Here is an 18,209-nt window from a genome sequence, read left to right as displayed (position 1 = left end):
CTGTGCCTGCTCACGGCGGCGTGCGGCGCGTCGCCCGCCGGGGAGCGGGCGGGCGGTACGGCGGAAGCCGGCTACCCGGTGACCCTGACCAACTGCGGGCAGGAGGTGACGTTCACGAAGTCCCCGCGCCGGGTCGTCGTCATGAACGGCGCCTCCGTCGCCGAGGTCTCCACCCTCCTCGCCCTCGGCCTCAAGGACCGGATCGTCGCCAACCAGCAGAGCTACGGCGCCTCCGAAGTCCCGGGCCGGGCCGCCGAGATCAAGGCGCTGCCCACCGGGAACGTGAAGCCGAACGACGCCTACGACATCCCCCGCGAGTCGATGCTCGCCCTGCGCCCCGACCTCGTCCTGTCCGTCACCTCGTACGGCTTCGAGGAGAAGAACGGCTTCGCCACACGCGAGCAGTTGAGGACGGTCGGCGCCAACAGCTATGTCTCTCCGGCGGGTTGCGACCAGGACCCGTCGAAGATGACCGTCGCCGACAGCTATCGGCTCCTGCGCGACATGGGGAAGGTGTTCGGCGTCTCCGACCGGGCCGAACGGCTCGTCGCCGCCTCGCAGAAGCACATCGCGGCCGTCACGGCGAAGACCAGGGCCGCGAAGAAGCCGAACGTGATGGTCCTCTTCTCCAACATGTCCATGGGGACCGACGACTTCAGCTCGGTCGTCTCCCGGGGCATCTTCAACGACATCCTCGCCAAGGCCGGCGCCGCCAACGCCTTCGCGGACGCCGCCACGACCACCTTCGCCGACCTCAGCAAGGAGAAGGCCGCCGCGACCAGCGTGGACGCGCTCGTCGTCATCGCCTACAACGACCCGAACCCGGCGGCCTACGCCGAGAAACTGCTCAAGGAGTTCCCCCAGTGGCCGGCCGCCCGCAGCAAGACGTACGTGACGCTGTCCGACTCGATGTACCTCGGCCCGAGCAACGACCTGGCCGTGGAGAAGATCGCCAGGACCCTGCACCCGGACGCCTTCTGACCCGGTACCGGACGGCGCTGGCGTTCACGCTCCTGCCGTGCGCGCTGGCCGCCTCGATGATCCTGGGCATCAGCGTCGGCGCGGTCACCGTCCCCGTCGGCGACGTCTGGACGATCGTCCTGCACCACGTCACCGGCGCGGGCGCCCCGCCGTCCGACCCGGCGCTCGACCAGATCGTGTGGACGTTCCGCACCCCGCGCGTCCTGCTCGCCGCCCTCGTCGGCGCCGGGCTCGCGGTCTGCGGCGCGGTGCTCCAGACCGTCGTGTCCAACCCGCTCGCCGACCCCATCGTCCTCGGCTTCTCCTACGGCGCGACGCTCGGCGCGGTCCTCGTCATCACCCTCGGCGGCGGCGCCGCGCTCGCCGGGCTCGGGGTGTCGGGGGCGGCGTTCCTCGGGGCGGTCGCCGCCGGGGCGGTGGTCTTCGCGCTCGGCCGGCGGCAAGGGCGCCTCGCCCCGACCCGGCTGGTCCTCGCCGGGGTCGCCGTCGGGTACGTGCTGCTGTCCGCGACCAGCTTCGTCCAGCTCCAGGCGTCGCCGACCGAGCTGCGGACGGTGATGTTCTGGATGCTGGGCAGCGTCGCGGGCGCGGAGTGGGACCAGGTGCCCGCGGTCGCGGTGGTCGTGCTGGCCGCGACGGTGCTGCTGGCGCTGTTCGGGCGCCGCCTGAACGTCCTCCTCGCGGGCGACGAGTCCGCCACGGCGCTCGGCGTCGACGTCAACCGGCTGCGGGCGGTCCTCCTGGTCCTGTGCGCGCTCCTCACCGGGACCGTCATCGCCGTCGCCGGCAGCATCGGCTTCGTCGGCCTGATGATCCCCCACCTGGTCCGCCTCACGCTCGGCGCCGACCACCGCAGGCTGCTGCCGCTGACGGCGCTGCTGGGCGCGGTGTACCTGGTCCTGGTCGACCTGCTGTCCCGCACGCTGAGCCGCCCGAACGAACTCCCGCTGGGCATCCTGACGGCGCTGCTGGGAGCGCCGTTCTTCCTGTGGCTGCTGCGCCGGAACAAGGGGCTGGACTGATGGAACCCGGAGCTGGACCGATGCGACTCACCGTCGAAGGACTCCATGTCACCCTCGACCGCACCCCGATCCTCCACGGCGTCACCCTGGAGGCCGGCAAGGGCGACATCGTCGGCCTGGTCGGCCCCAACGGCAGCGGAAAGTCAACCCTGTTGCGGACCGTCTACCGCTCCCTGCGCCCCGCCCAGGGAGTGGTCCGGGTCGGCGAGGACGACGTCTGGACCCTGACACCCCGAGCCGCGGCCCGCCGTACCGCCGCCGTCCTCCAGGACACCGCGGGCAACACCACCGGCCTGACGGTCGAGGAGATCGTCGCCCTCGGCCGCAGCCCCCACCACGGCCTGCTGACCCGGGACGGCGCCGAGGACCGGCGGGCCGTCGACGACGCGATCGACCGCTGCGGCGTACGCCCGTACGCGGACCGCCCCTACACCTCCCTCTCCGGCGGCGAACGCCAACGGGCCCTCCTCGCGCGGGCGTTGACCCAGAACCCGGACCTCCTGGTGCTGGACGAACTCACCAACCACCTCGACATCCGCGCCCGCTTCGAACTCCTCGGCCTCATCCGCGCCACCGGCATCACCACCCTCGCGGTCCTCCACGACCTCGACCTCGCGGCCCGCCTCTGCGACCACCTGGTGGTCCTGCACGCCGGCACCGTCGTCGCGGCGGGCCCGGTCCTGGAGGTCCTCACGCCGGAGATCCTCGCGACCGTCTTCGGCGTCCACGCGACGACGGAACGGCACGCGGACGGCGTCGTACGGATCACGTACGCGGCGCAGCCGCTGGCGCACGCCGGACGGGAGGGCGGTCGCTGAGCAAGGCGCCATGCCGCACCGGCCACACCGGGTCGCCCTGCCTGTCTGCTGGACCCGCACCGAGCCGTCGGGCACACCATCCACCTTGCGCGTCCTGCGCGGCGTCGCCACCGACGTCGAGGAGGCGGTGCCGATCGTCGTCGGTGGTACGGGGGTCGCGGCCCGTGCTCCGTGAACACGCGATCGCGCCGACGAACCTCAAGATCCGCCCGTCCGGTCCAGGTCGCGCAGGCGCAGGTGCAGCTCCGCCAGGAAACGCGTCTGCGCGTCGCGCGGGTCGAAGCCGCTGACCTCACGGATGCGTTGCAGGCGGTAGCGGAAGGTGTTCGGGTGCAGATGCAGTTCCGTGGCCGCGGCGTTGGTGTCGCCGAAATGGTCCAGGTAGCAGCGCAAGGTGGCCAGGAGCTGGGTGTGGTGCTGACGGTCGTGGCGTTCCAGGAGGGATACGGCGCCGCCGAGGGTCTCATCGTCCTGGCGGAGGGCTCCGCGCAGACGGGAGAGTGCGTACAGAAGCTGGACATCCTCGAAGGAGGCCACGCGGGGGGCTGCCGGGTACTGCTGTTGCAGTCCGGTGACCCGGTCGGCCTGGGACCGGGCGACCGGGATCCGGCCGGGATCCCCGACGGTGGTACTGACGGCCAGCACGATGCGCTCGCGCAGTGCCGCGCGGTCCCACAGATCCCGGGCGATCTTCAGGCAGCGGCCCATGGCTTCGGCGTCGTCCGTGGACTCCGGCCACAGCAGCACCGCGTAGGTGGCGTGATCGTGCCGTGCGACGAAGGAGCGAGGGTGCGCTGTCGTCAGGTACAGACGCAGGACGTCCGACGGGATCTCGGCGAACGCCGCATCGTGCGCCGGCCGGCACGACGCGGCGGCGAGCACGGTGAACTTGGCGGCCGGCAGACCCAGCCGACCGGCGGCCTGTTCGGCGGCCTCAGTACCGAGCAGGACGGCCCGCAGGTCGTCCTGCTCGGTGGCGCCCTGGCCGCCCGAGCGGCTCATACGGACGGCGATCGCCTGTGCGGCGGCGCGGAAGTGGGCCGACTGCCGCGAGTCGAAGGGAGTCTCCGTACTGGCCCACAGATAGCCCAGACGCGGACCGTCGTGCTGGACCCGGCAGGCCATCCGGGGCTTGGCCCGGTCGGAGGCCGGCTCCAGGAAGACGGGTTCCGGGGAGCTGATCAGGCGGGCGATGTCCCCCCGCGAGCGCAGCACCTCGACGAGCCAGGGCTGGGCCTGCCGCTCGAGGATCCCGGAGACCCTTTCCTCGTCGGCTGTGTGCTGCCCTCTGGACCAGGCGAGCACACGGAAGTCGGTGTCCTCCAGGACGATGGGCACGTGAAGGAGTTCCCCGGCCGCGTCGATGATCGAGAAAAGGTCTTCCCGCTGACCGGCGACCGCGGTCTCGGGTTCCGGCTGGAACATCACACCCACCTCCCCGGCTCCGACAGTCATGCTAGGCGGCACCTGCGCGGCACCGTGTGCGGCTCCGGTCAGCCGACGAGCCCGAGGAAGCGCTCGGCGTTGCCCCGGCGGATCAGCGCCTTCTCCTCGACGGTGAGAAAGGCACTGTCGCGCACCACCTGGCCGACGGGCCGCTCCCCCAGCGGGTAGGGATAGTCACTGCCGACCATGACCTGCCGCGGGCCGTAGGTGTCCACCAGCAGGCGCAGGGCGCGGGGGTCGAACACGACGGAGTCGACATGGAACCGGCCGGAGTAGTGCGAGGGCGGGTGCTGGGAGGTGCCGACCACGTCGGGGCGGCCCCGCCAGGCGTTGTCCATGCGGCCGAGCCAGAAGGCGAAGGACCCGCCGCCGTGCGCGAAGCAGATCCTCAGCCGGTCGTCGATGCGGTCGAAGACCCCGCCGAGGACCATCGCCACCAGCGACAGATGGGTCTCGGCGGGCATGGCGGTCAGCCACCGCGCCATCCAGCGGCGCAGGCGCGGTGAGTCGTCCATGTCCCAGGGGTGGACGAAGACCGGGACCTCCAGCTGTGCGCAGTGCTGAAGGAAGGTGACGATGCCCTCGCTGTCCAGGTCCCGGTCGCCGACGTGGTTGCCGATCTCCACTCCGCGGTGTCCGTTGGCCAGACAGCGTTCCAGTTCGCGGCAGGCCGCGTCGGTGTCCTGTAGGGGCACCTGGCAGAAGGGGATGAGGCGGTCGGGTGCCGGGGCGACGATGTCCAGGGCCAGGTCGTTGAAGATCCGTGCGATGCGGGCCGCCTCCGCGCCGCTGCGGCCGTAGTGGAAGAAGGCCGGCGTCGGTGAGACGACCTGCCTGCCAACACCGTCGGCGTCCATGTCCTTCAGGCGGGTCTCCGCGTCCCAGCACTGCGCGCCGATCCGGCGGAACTCCTGCGACCCGAGCATGATCATCGCGTCGGTCTCCGACTCGATGCGCAGCCAGGGGGCGGAGGGGCCGGCGTCCGCGCGGAGGTCGGGCCAGCCGTGGGGGACGTAGTGGGTGTGGACGTCGATGGCGGCGTACTCGGCCTCGTGGTCGTGCACCGGTCATCCCTTCCCGGGGTGCTCGGTCCCGCAGGCGCCGCAGACGCGGGCCTGCGGGTCGTCGTAGAAGGCGGCGAAGACCGGAGGCAGGTCGGCCACGATGTCGGTCACCTGGAGTTCCGCCTCGTGCAGGAGGGCGTGGCACTGGGGGCAGTACCACTGGAACTTCTCCAGGGTGCCCGGCTCACGGACGCGTTCGATGACCAGGCCGATGCTGTCGGCTTCCGGGCGCTGCGGGGAGTGCGGGAGGTTCCCGGGCAGCAGCCAGGTCTCGCCCTCCCGGATGTGCACGGAGTGCGGCCCGTCCTCGGTCATGACGTCGACGTACATGCTGCCGCGCAGCTGGTGGAACCACTCCTCGTACGGGTCGACGTGGTAGTCGGTGCGCTGGTTGGGGCCCCCGACGATCTGCACGATGAAGTCCGTGCCCAGGGCCATGGTGTGGTTGTTGACGGGCGGCTTGAGCAGGTGGGCGTGGTCGGCGATCCACTTCTGGAAGTGGATGACCTCGGGGATGGCGGTCATGACGGTGTCCTCGCGGGATGAGCGGGTCGGTGGCCCTGGCGGTGGCGGGTGAGGGTGGCGATGGCCTGCATCTCGATGAGCAGGTGCGGGTGCGGCAGCTGGTGGACGGCGACCGTGGTGCGGGTGGGGCCGTCGACGTCGAAGTACTCGGCGAAGACCTCGTTGTAGCCGCCGAAGTCGTTCATGGAGACCAGGTAGGTCGTGATCTGGGCGATGTCCTCCAGGCCGGCGCCCACGGACTCGAGGATGGCCCGCAGGTTCCCGATGACGGCGCGGGTCTGGGCACGGATGTCCAGGGTGGTCGTGCCCAGGGCGTCGGCCTCGGCGCCCTCGAAGGTGTTGTCCGGTCTGCGGGAACTGGTGCCGGAGACGAAGACGAGGTCTCCGACGACCTTGACGTGGGGGAAATGTCCCCGGGGGGTGGCCAGTCCGTCGACGACGTGTGCGGTGTTCATCGGCGGCCTTTCAGCGTGACGGTGCCGAGCCCCGCGATGTGGCACGCGGTGACGCCCGCGGTGAGCGGCAGGGCGGCGGTGGCGGCGCCGGCCAGGACGATCTGCCCGGGCGCGAGGGGGATGCGGCGCTTGCGGCAGATGCCGAGCAGGGCGTGCAGGGCGGCCAGGGGTGCCCCGAGAATCGCCGCGGTGGATCCGACGGCTTCCCGCTGGGGGGTGCGCAGCCGCACCGCCTTGTTCGCCACATCGCCCAGCGGACACCAGGCGCCGACGGCGTAACCGGCGGCCGAGGTGTTGTCGGCGACGACATCGGTGAGGGTGAAACGGAAGTCCTGGTACCGGGAGTCGATGACCTCCAGGGCCGGGGCCACCGCGTCCACGCACGAAGCGATGTCGGTCGTGGGATCGTCGGGATCGACGTGCTCGCTGAGCCGGAACGCCACCTCCGGTTCGACCCGGGGATGAATGAAGTCCGACAGGTCCAGCTCCGCGCCGTCGCCGATGCGCATGGCGTCGGTCAGACGTCCCACGATGACCTCGGAGACGCCCATCTGCGCCATCTTCGCCTTGCTGGTGAACCCCAGTTTCACGCCGGTGAGCCGCTCCCCCCTGGCCTGCCGCAGGCCGACCAGGGCCTTCTGTACGGCGTAGGCGTCGTCGATGCCTAGGGGGTGGGTGTCGGCGATGCTGGGGATGGGGCTCCGGTCGTTCTGGGCAGTGTCCAGACGATGAGCGAGTTGCGGATGGCCGGGGTTGGTCATGCCGCGCCTCCTGCCGTGACGGACTGAGCCGTGGCCGTGGTGGAGGCCCGGACCAGGTCCAGGGCGATGTCGGTGAGCAGGTCCTCCTGGCCGCCGACCAGGCCGCGGCGGCCGGCCTCCTGTAGCAGATGACGGGAGTCGATCCCGTGCCGCGCCGCGACGCGGGACGCGTGCAGCAGGAAGCTGGAGTACACGCCCGCCCGGCCGAGCGTCAGGGTGTCGCGGTCGACCTGGACAGGCCGCTCCCGCAGGGGTCGGACGAGGTCCTCGGCGGCGTCCTGGAGGGCGAGCAGGTCGCAGCCGTGGTGCCAGCCCATGAGGTCCGCCACGGCGACAAACGGCTCCGCGGGGCAGTTTCCGGCCCCGGCTCCCTGCCCGGCGAGGGCGACGTCCACGCGCAGCGCCCCGTGCTCGACGGCCGTGACGCTGTTGGCGACCGACAGCGACAGGTTTTCGTGCGCGTGGATGCCGATCTGCGTGTCCTCGGCGAGGACCTGGCGCAGGGCGTCGACGCGTTCGGCGACATCGGTCATGGTCAGCCGCCCGGCGGAGTCGGTGACGTAGACGCAGTGGGCGCCGTAGGACTCCATCAGCCGTGCCTGCTCGGCGAGCCGGGCCGGAGCGGCCATGTGACTCATCATCAGGAAGCCGCAGACGTCCATCCCGTTCTCGCGTGCCCAGGCGATGTGCTGCGCGCTGATGTCGGCCTCGGTGCAGTGGGTGGCCACGCGCACGCTGCCCACCCCGAGGTCCCTGGCACGGCGCAGGTCGGCGATCGTGCCGATGCCCGGCAGCAGCAGGGTGGTCAGGGTGGCGTTCTCGATCACCTCGGCCGCGGCCCGGATCCATTCGTCGTCGGTGTGGGCCCCGAACCCGTAGGTGGCGCTGGAGCCGCCGAGACCGTCGCCGTGGGCGACCTCGATGGCGTCGATCCCGGCGCGGTCGAGGGCGGCCACGATGTCGCGGACCTGGGCGGTGGTGTAGCGGTGTCCGACGGCGTGCATGCCGTCCCGCAGGGTCACGTCCTGTACGTAGAGGTGCATCAGCTCACCCATCCTCGGAGTTCGGCCATGCGCTCGGCCGTCCGCAGGGCGGCGGAGGTCATGATGTCGAGATTGCCGGCGTATTCCGGCAGGTAGTGGCCCGCGCCGCGGACCTGGAGGAAGCAGGTGACCTGCGTGCCCGTCACATGACGGCCCAGGTGCGGGATCCACACCTCGTGCAGGGCGTCGAACTGCACGTCCTGCGCGAGTTCGTAGCCGGGCACGTACTCCTGGACGTCCCGCACGGTCTGCCGCACCGAGTCCTCGATGGCTTCGAGGGTGCCGGCCGTGGCGTCCTCGACGACGCAGAGGACGGTGTTGCGCATCACCGGCGGCGGGTCGGCCGGGTTGAGCACGATGACGGCCTTGGCCGTGCCGGCGCCCGCGACCTCGCGCAGCGCCCGGCCGGTGGTCTCGGTGAACTCGTCGATGTTGGCACGGGTGCCGGGGCCGGCGGAGCGGGAGGAGAGGGAGGCCACGATCTCGGCGTAGGCCACCGGGGCCACCCGGGAGACGGCCGCGGCGATGGGTACGGTGGCCTGCCCGCCGCAGGTGACCATGTTGACGTCCTCGGCGGCGAGGTGCTGCTCCAGGTTCACCGAGGGGACCGTGAGGGGTCCCGACGCGGCCGGAGTGAGGTCGATGATCAGCTTGCCGTGTTCGCGGCAGACTTCGGCATGGCGGGTGTGGGCGCCGGCCGAGGTCGCGTCGAACACGATGCGGACATCGGCGAACTCGTCCATCGCGGCGAGACCGTCGATCCCCTCGTGGGTGGTGGCCACCTCCAGGCGCCGGGCGCGGGCCAGGCCCTCGGAGGCCGGGTCGATACCCGCCATGGCCGCCGTCCGTAGGGTCTCCGACTGCCGGAGCACCTTGATCATCAGGTCGGTTCCGATGTTTCCCGAGCCCAGGATGGCGACCTTGACGCCGCCGGCCGCGGTCGCGGCTTCGGTGCTCATACGTTCTCCTCGATCCGCGACTCGACACTGCCGAGTCCATCCAGTTCCAGGCGGTACCGGCCCCCGCCCGTGATCTCCACCATCGGGCCCAGGGCACCGGACATCACCACGTCACCGGCGCGCAGGGGCTGCCCCCGTCGGGCCAGTTCGCGGGCCAGCCAGGTGACGGCGACGACCGGGGAACCGAGGCAGGCGTGGCCCGCGCCGAAGGAGACGGGCTCCTCGTCCCGGTACAGCGTCATCCCCACCTGGGCCAGGTCCAGGCCGTTCAGGGTGTGCGGGACGGTACCCAGCACGACGGCGCCGCTGGAGGCGTTGTCGGCGACGGTGTCGGCGATGGTCAGGTCCCACCGGCTGATGCGGGAATCCACGATCTCGACGGCCGGCAGGACGAAGGCGGTGGCCCGCAGGACGTCCGCGACAGTGGCGCCCGGCAGGTCCAGGTCGCTGTCGAGGACGAAGGCGATCTCCCCTTCGACGCGCGGCTGCACGAAGCGGTCCAGCGACACGGGCTCGCCGTGGGCGAACACCATGTCGTCGAAGAGCATCCCGAAGTCGGGTTCGAAGACGCCGAACTGCTCCTGTACGGCGGGCGCGGTCAGGCCGATCTTGGCGCCGACGCGGCGTGCTCCCGCGGCCGTCCGCGCGGCGGCCAGGCGGCGCTGCACCTCGTACGCGGCGTCGATGCCGGTGTCGCCGAGCAGGTCGCGTACGGGTGCGCAGGGCGTCCGGGTCGCCGCAGCGCCGGTCAGGCGGGACACGGCCGCCTCGACCGCGTCGGCGTGGGTGTCGATGTCGGTCGTCACAGCTGCACGCACACATTCGTCGGCTCGGTGTAGAAGTGGAGCGAGGAGGCGCCGCCCTCCCGGCCGATACCGGACAGACCGGCACCGCCGAACGGCGAGCGCAGATCGCGCAGGAACCAGGTGTTGACCCAGGCCATGCCCACGTCCATGCGCTGGGCGACCCGGTGACCGCGGCGCAGGTCGTTGGTCCACACCGCGGCGGCGAGACCGTAAGGGGTGTCGTTGGCCAGGGCGACGGCCTCCTCTTCGGTGTCGAAGGGGATGAGGGCGGCGACGGGTCCGAAGATCTCCTCGCGTACGGGGCGGTCGGCGTTGGTCAGCCCGGTCCACAGGGTGGGTTCGAGCCACGCCCCGCCGTCGAGCTCCGGCCCGAGGTGCGGTGTCCCGCCCCCGGCGACCACCTTGGCGCCGGCCGCTTCGGCCAGGTCGAAGTAGCCCAGCACCTTGCGCCGGTGCTCGTGGGAGATCAGCGGGCCGGTGGTGGTACGGGGGCTGAGCGGGTCGCCGAGCCGCAGCCGGGCGGCTCTCTCGGCCAGGCCGTCGACGATGTCGGCGAACACGGACCGGTGGACGTAGAGCCGCTCGGTGCACAGGCACACCTGACCTGTGTTGGTGAACACCGACCGGGACAGGCCGTCGAGCGCCTCCTCGACATCGACGTCGTCGAAGACGATCGCGGCGTTCTTGCCGCCGAGCTCGAAGGACACCGGGCGAACCCCGGGCGCCGCCGCCCGCATCACCTCGGTTCCGGTGGCGGACGATCCGGTGAACGTGATGCCGTCCACGCCCGGGTGGGTCACCAGGAACTCGCCCGCGGAGCCGGCGCCGAAGCCGTGCACGACGTTGTAGGCCCCGGCGGGCAGACCGGCGTCGGCCAGCACCTCGGCCAGCAGGGTGGCGGTGGACGGGGTTTCCTCACTGGGTTTGACGACCACCGTGTTGCCGCAGGCGAGCGCGGGGGCGACCTTCCAGGTGAGCAGCAGCAGAGGCAGATTCCACGGCACGATCACGGCGACCACGCCCAGCGGCTTGCGCACCGCGTAGTTCAGGGCGCGGCGCCCGTCCGGCAGGTCGGTGAGGTACGAGTCCTGGCCGGCGGCGGCCACGATGTCGGCGAACGCGCGGAAGTTGGCGACGGCGCGGGCGACGTCGAGTTCACGGGCCTGCGTCACGGGCTTTCCCGTGTCGCCGACCTCCGCGGCCACGAAGTCCTCGAAGCGCTCCTCGATCAGGTCGGCGGCCCGGCGCAGCAGCGCCGTGCGCTCCCGGACGGGGGTGTCGGCCCAGCCGTCCTCCAGTGCGCCCCGGGCCGAGCGGACCGCGCGGTCCACGAGGGCCCGGTCCGCCTCGTGCACGGTGGCCAGGGGCGTGCCGGTGGCCGGGTTGGTCTTCGTGAAGCAGTGTTCAGAGTCGGGTTCGGCGAAGGTTCCGCCGACGAAGTTGCGGATGACGGGCACGGTTTCAGTGGGCATGGGGTGCCTCCAGCGGAGCGGGTGCCGCGTCGGTAGGCGCGGCCGTCGTGTGGCGGGCCACCACGTGGCGCACCTTGAGGGCGTACACCAGCAGCAGGGCGAGGGTGAAGCCGGTGCCGACCCAGGCGGCCTGCGCCATCACGGGCACCACCGCGGCGGTCGCGGCCACCGCCAGCACACCCGCGATACCGGCCCAGGCCGTCCACGCCCCGCCCCACACCCGCAGGCCCTGCCCCGTCGCCGCGGCGTCGGAGCGACGGAAGGCGAGGTAGGAGGCGAGGATCAGCAGCCACACCAGGAGGACGGAGAAGATGGCGACGGAGACCAGCACGTTGAAGACGCTGCCGACCCCGAAGGCGGCGAGCAGGGCTGCCGCGACGATGCCGGCGGCGGAGACCACCAGGGCCCGCACCGGGACCCCGCGGGTATCCACACGGGCCAGCACGGCGGGGGCGCATCTGTCGTGGCCGAGCGAGTGGAGGAAGCGGCTGGCCGCGTAGAGCTGGGCGTTGGCCGAGGAGATCGCCGCGATCAGCACGACGGCGTTGGTCAGTGAGGCGGCGGCAGGGATGCCGACCTGGCCGAAGATGCGGACGAACGGGCTGCCGGTGATGGTCCCGTCGCCGCCTGCGGTGTCCCGCCACGGCACCAGGGTGACGATGATGCCGATGGACAGGATGTAGAACAGTCCCAGGCGCCAGACGAGCGCGCGCATCGCGGTGCGGATGGACCGCGTGGGGTCGGCCGTCTCCGCCGCCGAGATGGAGGTCGTCTCAAAGCCCACGAAGGCGAACATCACGACGGACAGGGCCGCCCAGACGGCCTGCGGTCCGTGTGGGAAGAAGCCGCCGTGGGACGTGAGGTTTCCCAGTCCGGCGGCCGGTGTGTGCGGCAGCCCGACGAACACCAGCAGCAGCCCTGCCGCGATGAACACCACCACCGCGGTCACCTTCACGCTCGAGAGCCAGAACTCCGCGAAGCCGAAGGACCTGACGCTGACGATGTTGACCCCCAGCACCAAGGCGGCCACGGCCGCGATGAGCAGGAGCATCGGGGCCTGCGGCCACCAGTAGCGGATGTAGATCGCCGCCGCCACCACCTCGCCGCCGATGGCCACCGTCGTCCCGGCCCAGAACAGCCACCGGACGAGGAAGCCCGCCCACGGGCCGAGGTAGAGCTGGGCGATGGTCCCGAAGGTGCCGCGCACGGGATGGACGATGGTCATCGCGCCCAGCACCCGGGCGATGATGGCGACGAGCACCGCGCCCGCGATGTAGGAGAGGATCACGGCGGGGCCGGCTGTGCCGATGGCCGAGCCGGATCCCAGGAAGAGGCCGGTGCCCAGGGCACAGCCGAGACCGATCATGGTGGTCTGGCGGTGGGTGAGCGAACGGGCGAGCTCGCCCGTGGGCTGCCGGTCACCGCGTGCGGTGGGGGACGGCCCCTGCGGGACGGGCGTCACATCGCCGGTCTGGGTCATCCTTCCTCCGATACGGAGTGGGCCAGCGCGTCGGCGACCCGCCAGCAGTCGTGGAAGGTGGAGTAGAGCGGCACCGGAGCCAGCCGGATGATGTCCGGCTCCCGGGCGTCGGCGACGACTCCGTGCTCGTGCCGCAGCGTCCGGGCGAGATCGCCCGCCGTCGTACCGCCGACGCGCAGCGACAGCTGGGCGCCGCGGCGCCGCGGGTCCCTGGGGGTGATCACCGTCAGCGGACGGGTCGCGGTGACCTCGTCGAGCAGCCCCTCCAGGTATCCGGTCAGCTTCTCGCTGCGCTTGCGCAGCGCCGCCATGCCGACGGTGTCGAAGATCTCCAGGGAGGTGCGCACGGGTCCCATGGCGAGGACCGGCGGGTTGGAGATGGCCCACGCGTCGGCCGTGGCCGGCGGGCTGGAGACCGGCTCCATCAGGAACCGGGTGGTGGCGTCGGTGCTCCACCACCCCTCGAAGCGGTGCAGGGTGCGGTCGGTGACATGCCGTTGGTGGATGAACACCCCGGACAGGGCCCCCGGGCCGGAGTTGAGGTACTTGTAGGAGCACCAGGCGGCGAAGTCGACGTTCCAGTCGTGCAGATGGAGCGGGACGTTGCCGGCCGCATGGGCCAGGTCCCAGCCGACCGTCGCACCCGCGGCGTGCCCTGCGGCGGTGACGGCGGGGATGTCCATCAGCTCGCCCGTGAGGTAGTTGACGCCGCCCAGCAGCACCAACGCCACGGTGTGTCCCTGGCGGTCGAGGAAGTCGACGACGTCCTCCGTGCGCAGGCAGTCCTCTCCCGGGCGCGGACGCAGCCTGATGACCGCCTCGTCCGGGTCGAGTCCGCGGAACCGTGCGTGGCTGCGCACGGCGTAGCTGTCGGAGGGGAAGGCGCTGTCCTCGATCACGATGTGGGTGCGCTCGCCCTGGGGGCGGTAGAAGGAGACCATCAGCAGATGCAGGTTCACCGTCAGGGAGTTCATGACGACGGTCTCTTCGGGCAGCGCCCCGACCAGACGTGCGGCCGGTTCGGTCAGCAGCCGGTGGTAGCCGAACCACGGGCGGACGGCGTCGTGGTGGCCCTCGACGCCGAAGCGGCTCCAGCCCGCCAGGTCCTCCATCAGTTCGGTCCGGGTGGCCTTCGGTTGCAGGCCGAGGGAGTTGCCCGCGAAGTACGCGGCCTCGGGGTATCTGCCGCCGTCGGCGGGCGGTATGTGGAACAACTCCCGGTGGCCCGGCAGGGCTTCGTCGAGTTGGCGGGCCTCGCCTTCCGAGGCGGTCAGGTGAGTGAGCAAGGTGCACTTCCTCAGATGTCGAGCCGGTGGACCGGCGTGGCCGGACCGGGCGGTGTGGCCGTTCGTGTGGACTGCGGACCGACGCGAAGGCGGAGCTGGACGGACGGCTGAGCCAGGTGGGCGGCATGCCTTACGTGGACGGCAGGCCCAGCAACCGGCGCATCTCGGCGTGCACCCGGGTGGAGGGCGTGCCGAGTTCCACGGGTGAGTCGAAGTGGTTGCGTCCGGGCTGCTCGAACGCGGTGACGTGGCACCCCTGCCGGCGCAGATGCGCCGCGTACACAGAGGACTGCCGCTTGAACTCGTCCGTCTCGCGCTCTCCCCAGGCGATCACCACGGGGCAGCGCACCCCGGTCAGGAACAGCGGGCTGTAGTCCCGGACTTCGCCGGCGTCGATGCGGACGACGTCGTTGACGTAGGTCTGTCGCACCGGGGCCAGGTCGTAGATGCCGCCGAACAGCACGGCGCCCGCGATGGGGGCGGCAGGCAGACCCCACTGCCGCCAGGGCGTGGTGAGCAGCATGGCGGCCAGATGGGCCCCGGCCGACGACCCGGCGACCACGATCCGCCCTGGGTCGATACGGTGGTCGGCCGCTCGGTGCCACAACCAGGCGAAGGCCCTGCGTACCTGGTCGACGATGTCCGAGAGCCTGACCCGCGGGGCCGGCGTGTAGTCGGGAGTCGCGTAGACAGCGCCCGCCTCCACCAGAGCGGGAGCCGGGAACGCGGAGTCCTCCTTCGACAACTGCTGCCAGTACCCGCCGTGCACGAAGAACAGGGCGGGCCGGGTGTCGTTGCCCGGTCCCGAAGGACCGTAGAGGTCCAGCAGATCGTCGGGGCCCGGCCCGAAGCGAAGGTCCCGACGGGCCACGGAGGCCAGCTCGTGCCGAGCCAGACGACTGCTCTCGGCGTAGTCGTCCAGGAACGGCTGGATGTCGCCCACCAGGCTGCTGGGGGAGTACTGGGCGTCCAACTGCGCCTGGTCGAAGGCCCCGTACACCCGCGCCGTCATGGCAGCAGCCGTTCGGTGGTCTCCTCGCGCGACGTCCTCAGGAAGCTGACGAAATCACTGCCGCCGGTTCCCTTGGCAGTCTCCTCGTCGCGCTGGAACCGCTTGATGTAGCGCCCGGTGATGCCGATGTGCTGGGCCCTGAGCCGGACGAGGGACTCCACCGCCTCGTTGTAGGCGGCACACAGGCGGGGACGGATGCCGCGGTGCCGCTCGACATAGCCGCGTACCGACGGACCGGCCTCCAGGTCCTCCAGGAAACGTCGGTGCGGCGCGGGCATGTACGCGCGCATGCCGGTCAGGAATCCCGCCGTCGTCTCGTGCTCGTGCGGGATGTCGAGTCCGGCGTCGAAGGCCTGGATGAGGGAGCTCTGCGCGGCGCTCCCGCCGGCCAGCACCAGCGGCTCCCGGTCCACGCCCTCGAACCGTAGTCCCGGCGCGGACCACCCGGTGAGGAACGGCCTGATCCGGTGGTAGAAGACGTAGTGGTCGCACCAGCGCTCCACGTCGAGGAACGCGTCCGTCACCTGGTCGACGACGCCGCGGATGCCGAGCAGCGCCTCGGTGAGGCGGGCATGGTCCCCGGCTGCCACGGCATGCTGCGCCTGGACCAGCAGGGGCAGCCCTGGGGCACCGGCAAGCTCGACACCCACCGTCGCCAGGTAGAACCACTTCTCGTCGACACCGCCGAGGAACGTCACCTGCGTGTCGATGTTGGACATGCTCAGCGGTTCATGGGCGTCGATGCGCCGCCAGTTGTTCAGGACGATGGAGGCGTGGGCGGCGATCGGAGCCCGGTCCAGTTCCCGGGCGAGCGCGTGCAGGGGCCGTGCCACGGGCGCCGGAAGCGTGTCCACGGGCGTCTCGGCGCCCCAGACGTACGCGTTCGCCAGACAGCACAGCAGCAGCATGGCCCGCTCCTGCTCCCCCGCTGACCGGAGCCGGTCCGGCGTCAGGACGGGCAGCGACTCCACCGCCGGGCGCAGACGTCCGGTCATGATCAGGGCCGCGATGTTCCGGCCGAGCCGCTCCCAGGGCTCGTAGTACACGGGCAACGCGTCCACCGGATCCTCGCCGGGCACGAACCCGCGCTCGGCGTCGATGGCGTACTCGCCCAGCGTGGCCACCCGGGGCCTGGCGGCCCGGATGCACGTCGTCTCAGGGATCGTCGTCTCAGGAATCACTGCACTGCCTCCTCGTGTGCCACACGAGGTTCGCCCCGCGTACGGGGTGAGGCATATGGGCGGCAGCACGAAGCCCACGCGTTCTGATTGGGCTCGGGCACTACGCCACTTCCGCTCCGGTCGCAGGGTAGAGGTCAGTCGCGGCGGGGCCCCTGTGGCACCCAGGCGCCATTGCGGGGCAGAACAGCACGGAGCCGATCAGGGCCGCCACGCGAAGAAGGGGCTGTGCAGCCGGTCCTACCGTCCCCGCACCGTGCCGGACGGGGCAGCCGTCGAGGTGACCGGCATGAGCACGATGTCGAAGTGAGGTTCCCCTCCTGCTGTGGAGACCGTGACCGGAGGGATAGTCGGGGTCATGGCATCCGAGAAGCGCCTCCACGATGCGGAGTTCCAGGCCGCGGCGACCGAAGGGGGCCCGCTGCGCCGGGCTCGGATCGAGCGCGCACTGCAACAGCGCTTCTGTCAGGCACTCGTCACCCGCGTCGGCGCCGACCCGGACCCGGTCGGCTTCATCGGCCGCTGCCCCGGCCTGACCCCCGATCAGATCACCACGATCAAGAGCACGACCGGCACCCGGCTGCTGGGCCTCACCGCGAACTGAGCGCGGGGCACCCGCCTCCTGCCTCACCACCGCAAACACCCTGCTGGCATGATGCGTTGAAGCGGTACGCGGGCGAGTTCGGAGGCACGGAATGCACGGTGGACGGGTTGCGGTCGTGGGCGGGAGCATCGCGGGAAACGCGGCGGCGATCGCCCTGCGAAGGGCGGGGGCCGAGGAGATCACCGTGTACGAGCGCGCCTCGGGCCGCATGGCCGAGCGCGGGGTCGGCGTCGCCGTCCACAACGACCGGTACGCGGAACTGGAGGCGGCCGGGTACATCGACGCCGCTGTCCCGTGGGGGCGGATCGCCCACAACCGGTTCTACGTCCGCGACGGCGCGGCCGACCCGCGCGGCCGTCAGGTCGCCGCCATGCCCTTCCCCTTCCGCACCTACAACTGGGGCTCCCTCTGGCAGGACCTCAGCCGCCGGATGCCCGAAGGAACGGACGTCCGCACCGGCACGCCGGTCGAAGCGGTCGAGGTGACGCCGCAGGGCGCCGTGGTCCATGCGGGCGGGCGCAGCGAGCGCTACGACGCGGTCGTCGGCGCCGACGGCTACCGCTCCGCGGTCCGCTCGGCCCTGTACGCCGACGTCCGCCCCGAGTACGCCGGTTACCTGGCCTGGCGCGGCGCCTACCCGGACAGCAGGCTGCGTGACCCCGAACTCCTGCCCGACGGCGACGGGGCGTACATCCTCTTCGACGGCGGCCACCTCGTCGTGTACCGCATCCCGGACGGGACCGGCGGACACCGCGTCAACTGGGTCCTCTACTCGACCCCGCCGCCCGGCCTCGACCAGGGTATGGAGACACCCACCAGCGTCCCCCCGGGCACGGCCGGCGACGGACTGCGCGCCCATCTCGCCCACGTCTGCGCCGAGTTGCTGCCGCCCTACTGGGCCGACCTGGTCCAGGAGACCGCCCCCGGAGAACTCCTCCTCCAGCCCATCTACGACTTCACCGCACCCCACTACGCCGTGGACCGCGCCCTGCTCGTCGGCGACGCGGCCACGGTCGCCCGCCCCCACACGGGCGCCGGCGCCGTCAAGGCCCTCCAGGACATCACCCTCCTGGAAACCTCCCTCACCTCGGCAGACACCTGGTCCGAAGGCTTCGCCGCCTACGACGCCGGCCGTGCACCCGTCGGCCGGGGCATGGTCGGCCTCGGACGCCAGCTCGGGCAGGCGCTGGTCACGGAGACACCGAACTGGCGGACGTTCGACCAGACGGCGCTGGAGACGTACTGGAAGGAGGCGACCGGCGCGGGCGGGTTCGGGGGGCGGCGAATGGGGAGGTAG

The 18,209-nt window shown here is 71.5% G+C and carries 19 protein-coding genes; 6 read left to right on the top strand and 13 right to left on the bottom strand.

What is annotated here, in order from left to right; translation table 11 throughout:
* The 4 genes from AOK24_RS15790 to AOK24_RS48510 form a co-directional block, all read left to right on the top strand.
* The coding region (locus tag AOK24_RS15790) for an ABC transporter substrate-binding protein (protein WP_063799456.1) at positions 1-981 on the top strand (981 nt) is incomplete at its 5' end.
* 56 nt (positions 982-1,037) lie between these two features.
* Complete coding sequence (locus AOK24_RS15785) at positions 1,038-2,003, top strand: FecCD family ABC transporter permease (RefSeq protein ID WP_055720710.1); 966 nt, start codon at positions 1,038-1,040, stop codon at positions 2,001-2,003.
* Between the two features lie 20 nt (positions 2,004-2,023).
* Positions 2,024-2,821 carry an ABC transporter ATP-binding protein gene (locus AOK24_RS15780; protein ID WP_055720709.1) on the top strand — a complete coding sequence of 266 codons (798 nt, stop codon included), beginning with the start codon at positions 2,024-2,026 and terminating at the stop codon, positions 2,819-2,821.
* A gap of 10 nt (positions 2,822-2,831) precedes the next feature.
* Positions 2,832-2,996 (top strand): hypothetical protein, encoded by a 165-nt coding sequence (locus AOK24_RS48510; RefSeq protein ID WP_159051885.1) that lies wholly within the window; start codon positions 2,832-2,834, stop codon positions 2,994-2,996.
* A gap of 23 nt (positions 2,997-3,019) precedes the next feature.
* Here AOK24_RS48510 and AOK24_RS15775 read toward each other — a convergent pair whose 3' ends face one another.
* From AOK24_RS15775 to AOK24_RS15715, 13 genes are all read right to left on the bottom strand, one after another.
* Complete coding sequence (locus AOK24_RS15775; protein WP_079056829.1) at positions 3,020-4,276, bottom strand: PucR family transcriptional regulator; 1,257 nt, start codon at positions 4,274-4,276, stop codon at positions 3,020-3,022.
* Between the two features lie 38 nt (positions 4,277-4,314).
* Complete coding sequence (locus tag AOK24_RS15770) at positions 4,315-5,331, bottom strand: amidohydrolase family protein (protein ID WP_240553940.1); 1,017 nt, start codon at positions 5,329-5,331, stop codon at positions 4,315-4,317.
* A 3-nt stretch (positions 5,332-5,334) separates the two neighbouring features.
* Positions 5,335-5,856, bottom strand: coding sequence for a 3-hydroxyanthranilate 3,4-dioxygenase (locus AOK24_RS15765; protein WP_055720707.1), 522 nt, complete (start codon positions 5,854-5,856; stop codon positions 5,335-5,337).
* Positions 5,853-6,311, bottom strand: coding sequence for a RidA family protein (locus AOK24_RS15760; RefSeq protein ID WP_055720706.1), 459 nt, complete (start codon positions 6,309-6,311; stop codon positions 5,853-5,855). The genes AOK24_RS15765 and AOK24_RS15760 overlap by 4 nt, the downstream gene beginning before the upstream one ends.
* Positions 6,308-7,072: a 2-keto-4-pentenoate hydratase gene (locus AOK24_RS15755; RefSeq protein ID WP_055720705.1), complete on the bottom strand. Its 765-nt coding sequence runs from the start codon at positions 7,070-7,072 to the stop codon at positions 6,308-6,310. Before AOK24_RS15755 ends, AOK24_RS15760 begins: the two co-directional genes overlap by 4 nt.
* On the bottom strand, positions 7,069-8,115 hold the full coding sequence (gene dmpG, locus AOK24_RS15750) for a 4-hydroxy-2-oxovalerate aldolase (RefSeq protein WP_055720713.1): 1,047 nt from the start codon (positions 8,113-8,115) through the stop codon (positions 7,069-7,071). The genes AOK24_RS15755 and dmpG overlap by 4 nt, the downstream gene beginning before the upstream one ends.
* A complete protein-coding gene (locus AOK24_RS15745) occupies positions 8,115-9,074 on the bottom strand; it encodes an acetaldehyde dehydrogenase (acetylating) (protein ID WP_055720704.1) in 960 nt (319 codons plus the stop codon). Before AOK24_RS15745 ends, dmpG begins: the two co-directional genes overlap by 1 nt.
* The gene (locus tag AOK24_RS15740; RefSeq protein ID WP_240553939.1) at positions 9,071-9,880 is read right to left on the bottom strand and encodes a 2-keto-4-pentenoate hydratase; all 810 of its coding nucleotides are present in this window, start codon (positions 9,878-9,880) and stop codon (positions 9,071-9,073) included. Before AOK24_RS15740 ends, AOK24_RS15745 begins: the two co-directional genes overlap by 4 nt.
* Positions 9,877-11,352, bottom strand: a complete 1,476-nt coding sequence (locus AOK24_RS15735; RefSeq protein WP_055720702.1) for a 2-hydroxymuconic semialdehyde dehydrogenase — start codon at positions 11,350-11,352, stop codon at positions 9,877-9,879. The genes AOK24_RS15740 and AOK24_RS15735 overlap by 4 nt, the downstream gene beginning before the upstream one ends.
* Positions 11,342-12,832 (bottom strand): amino acid permease, encoded by a 1,491-nt coding sequence (locus AOK24_RS15730; protein ID WP_055720701.1) that lies wholly within the window; start codon positions 12,830-12,832, stop codon positions 11,342-11,344. The genes AOK24_RS15735 and AOK24_RS15730 overlap by 11 nt, the downstream gene beginning before the upstream one ends.
* Positions 12,829-14,118 carry a kynureninase gene (gene kynU, locus AOK24_RS15725; RefSeq protein WP_079056828.1) on the bottom strand — a complete coding sequence of 430 codons (1,290 nt, stop codon included), beginning with the start codon at positions 14,116-14,118 and terminating at the stop codon, positions 12,829-12,831. The genes AOK24_RS15730 and kynU overlap by 4 nt, the downstream gene beginning before the upstream one ends.
* A gap of 130 nt (positions 14,119-14,248) precedes the next feature.
* Positions 14,249-15,130, bottom strand: a complete 882-nt coding sequence (locus tag AOK24_RS15720) for an alpha/beta hydrolase (protein ID WP_055720700.1) — start codon at positions 15,128-15,130, stop codon at positions 14,249-14,251.
* Positions 15,127-16,311 (bottom strand): indoleamine 2,3-dioxygenase, encoded by a 1,185-nt coding sequence (locus AOK24_RS15715; RefSeq protein WP_055720699.1) that lies wholly within the window; start codon positions 16,309-16,311, stop codon positions 15,127-15,129. Before AOK24_RS15715 ends, AOK24_RS15720 begins: the two co-directional genes overlap by 4 nt.
* A 355-nt stretch (positions 16,312-16,666) precedes the next feature.
* On the opposite strand from AOK24_RS15715, the gene AOK24_RS15710 reads away from it, so the two are divergent.
* Both AOK24_RS15710 and AOK24_RS15705 read left to right on the top strand, forming a co-directional pair.
* Complete coding sequence (locus tag AOK24_RS15710) at positions 16,667-16,912, top strand: hypothetical protein (RefSeq protein WP_055720698.1); 246 nt, start codon at positions 16,667-16,669, stop codon at positions 16,910-16,912.
* A 91-nt stretch (positions 16,913-17,003) separates the two neighbouring features.
* On the top strand, positions 17,004-18,209 hold the full coding sequence (locus AOK24_RS15705) for an FAD-dependent monooxygenase (RefSeq protein WP_055720697.1): 1,206 nt from the start codon (positions 17,004-17,006) through the stop codon (positions 18,207-18,209).

It is taken from the genome of Streptomyces niveiscabiei (assembly GCF_001419795.1).
Taxonomy (GTDB): domain Bacteria; phylum Actinomycetota; class Actinomycetes; order Streptomycetales; family Streptomycetaceae; genus Streptomyces; species Streptomyces niveiscabiei.
Note: the sequence above shows the minus strand (reverse complement) of the source record. Positions and strands in the feature narration are given on the sequence as shown.